A 2476-nucleotide genomic window follows, 5' to 3' on the forward strand; every position below is an offset into this window, starting at 1 on the left:
TCGATATGGGGAGGCAGTGGCTAAACCAAAATCAGTATTTTGCTGATCCGAGTCATCTGAATCAATACGGCGCAGCAGCAGTGGCTAGCGAGTTGGCCGCTAATCCCCAGATTCCTTGGCCTTGACCCACATCAAATTCATAACTTTTTGCGCCCTCAATCGCCAATTATTGTAGGGGGTGATGGATTAATACCAAATTAAAACAGTTTTAATACATTGATTCGATTAACTTTAAATAAACTTTAGATAAACTTTAGATAAACTTTAGATAAACTTTAACTTAAATTTCTTATATCAAAGGGTGTGATGTGTATTAAAAATTTAAAATTGAAAATGTAATTATTCAGGTCTTGGGGTTGTTTTTGAAGCTCTTTTGTTCATTTTGCCAGAAAAATGACTCAAACTGTATTAAACGATCCAAATTTGCTGGTTTTTGCTGCCAAATCCACAACTTACAGAGTTTGTCAACCCCTAAACCTAAATAATTACATAGACAATTAACGATTAATAATTAACAATTAACAATTAACGATTTACCTGCATAGCAAGTGATTAAACTGGAGGAGATATTATTCCCCCAGTATCCCTTCCCTTTAAACGCTAGTCTCTTTACATGTTCTTGAAAGCTTTCCCTTCCAAGCCATACACCCTAAAGCAATAACGTTTAACAGACCCAATATAGAACTTGGTTCTGGTACTTGTTCGATTGAATAGACAGTAGTTGTGCCACTGACCTCATTGTTAACAACTAGCATCGGTGTGTCGTAGGGACTATCCTCTGCTGATATGAACAGCAATCCTTCAGGACCAAGATCCCCTGCTGTACCAGCCTCAGGATCCCCTAGGAAGTCGCGGTTGTTGATGTAATTCACAAAGAATGGATTTTCAGGATCGGTAACGTCATAGACTATGAAGCCACCAATCTGCTCAAAACCGATGAAGGCAAAGGTGCGACCGAATAACTCAACCACTCTGATGCCCTGGGGTTCCGGACCTCTATTGTCGCTGCGGGTATCAAAGTTGTTTTCCTCACCCTCAGCGTTGAAGAAATCCGGAAATAGGTCAGCAGTTATTTGTTCAAAAGCATCGCCACTGTCAAAAACTAGCTCTAAGCCATCCTGTGTTACCTCCCAAATTGAGAAGGAGCGTCCTCCAAAGGCAAACAGTTGGTCAAAGTCACCGTCTCCATCAGGGTCACCATTGATCGTTGAAACTTGCAAACGTCCTAGAACATCATCTTCTTGTAGAGCGATCGCATCAGGGAAGGCAGTTGGGTCTAACACTAAGTCATTTATCCGTTCATCTTCCTCGAAAAACGTTTCTTCTTCACCGTCTAAGTCACCCTCAATCCGGAGGAAATCGCCTTCGTTAGCACTAACTAAGTAAGTTATGCCGTCAACGGTATAGACATCAAGTTGGTCTGGCTGGAATAACCCAAACACTGGCCTGTTTTCGATATTGATAGCATCGTCTCTATCGCTAGTATCTAAACCATTATTAGGCTCACTGTGATCTTTGACACCGAGACCCACAACCTTGGAGAACTCATTAGTTTCTAGATTGAGAACACCAATGGCATTGTTTTCCTGAAGTGCTACCCAGGCAGTTTTACTATCGTGTGAGACAGTGATGTTTTCCGGTTCGATATCCCGATCAGGGGTAATCGGAGACTCGAATAAATCCTCAATGCCGAATTCCTCCTGGGATGAAGCCTCAATTTTTTCGAATGCATCGACAAACAGCTGCACTCCCTGGTTTTCCAGATCCTGTTTTGAGAACGAACTAAAGTCTGCAGTCTTGACAGTAGGATGCTTCGGGTCAAGAAGGTCGATAATACTAACCGACCCCTTTGGATTAACGATCTGACCTAAAGTCTCTGAAAAGGCTGGCTCTCCTTCATTGGCAACTAGTAACTTTCTGCCATTTGGGGTAAAGGTTACCGCGTCAGGCAAGGCACCAACTGTGACCGATGTTTTGAAGTTACCGTTGGTGTCAAAGAAAGCCACTGTTCCTGGATCAGTTCCCACTTCATTGGCTACGGAAACCGCTAGTAAGCCATTGCTAGAGGCAATACTGGTTGGTGTTGCCCCAAACGATGCCAGGGGGATGGTGGTGGATAACGAGAGGTTGCCTCCGACAAAATCCAGGACATCGACTTGATTGCTACTAGCATTGGTAACGAATAACCTTTGGCTGAGTGGATCGAAAGTCGATATCTCCGCCGCTCCATCATCGAAGATTCCCGTGGAAAAGGTAGAAATCGGTTTGATGTTTAGGGAGAAGGCGGCGGCAGGTGATGTTAGTATACCCAACAGCAATGTTGAGTATAAGGTTGATTGTATGATTTTAGGCATTTTTCTAGGAAAAATGGATGGACTCTGATGTTTTACCATGGTGTTCCTGGCTGTGTCTAGGTATAGGTAATACTTAGCTAATACTGTAAATGAAATGCCTCTGATCCAATTTATGATGCAAT

1 protein-coding gene is annotated in these 2476 nt (G+C 42.7%); it reads right to left on the reverse strand.

Going from position 1 to position 2476, the window contains the following annotated elements:
- Positions 1–593: 593 nt before the first annotated feature.
- A partial coding sequence (locus F6K38_RS39315) for a choice-of-anchor I family protein (protein WP_353737276.1) occupies positions 594–2476 on the reverse strand: 1883 nt, incomplete at its 5' end.

The organism is Moorena sp. SIO3B2 (genome assembly GCF_010692525.1).
GTDB classification, from domain to species: domain Bacteria; phylum Cyanobacteriota; class Cyanobacteriia; order Cyanobacteriales; family Coleofasciculaceae; genus Moorena; species Moorena producens.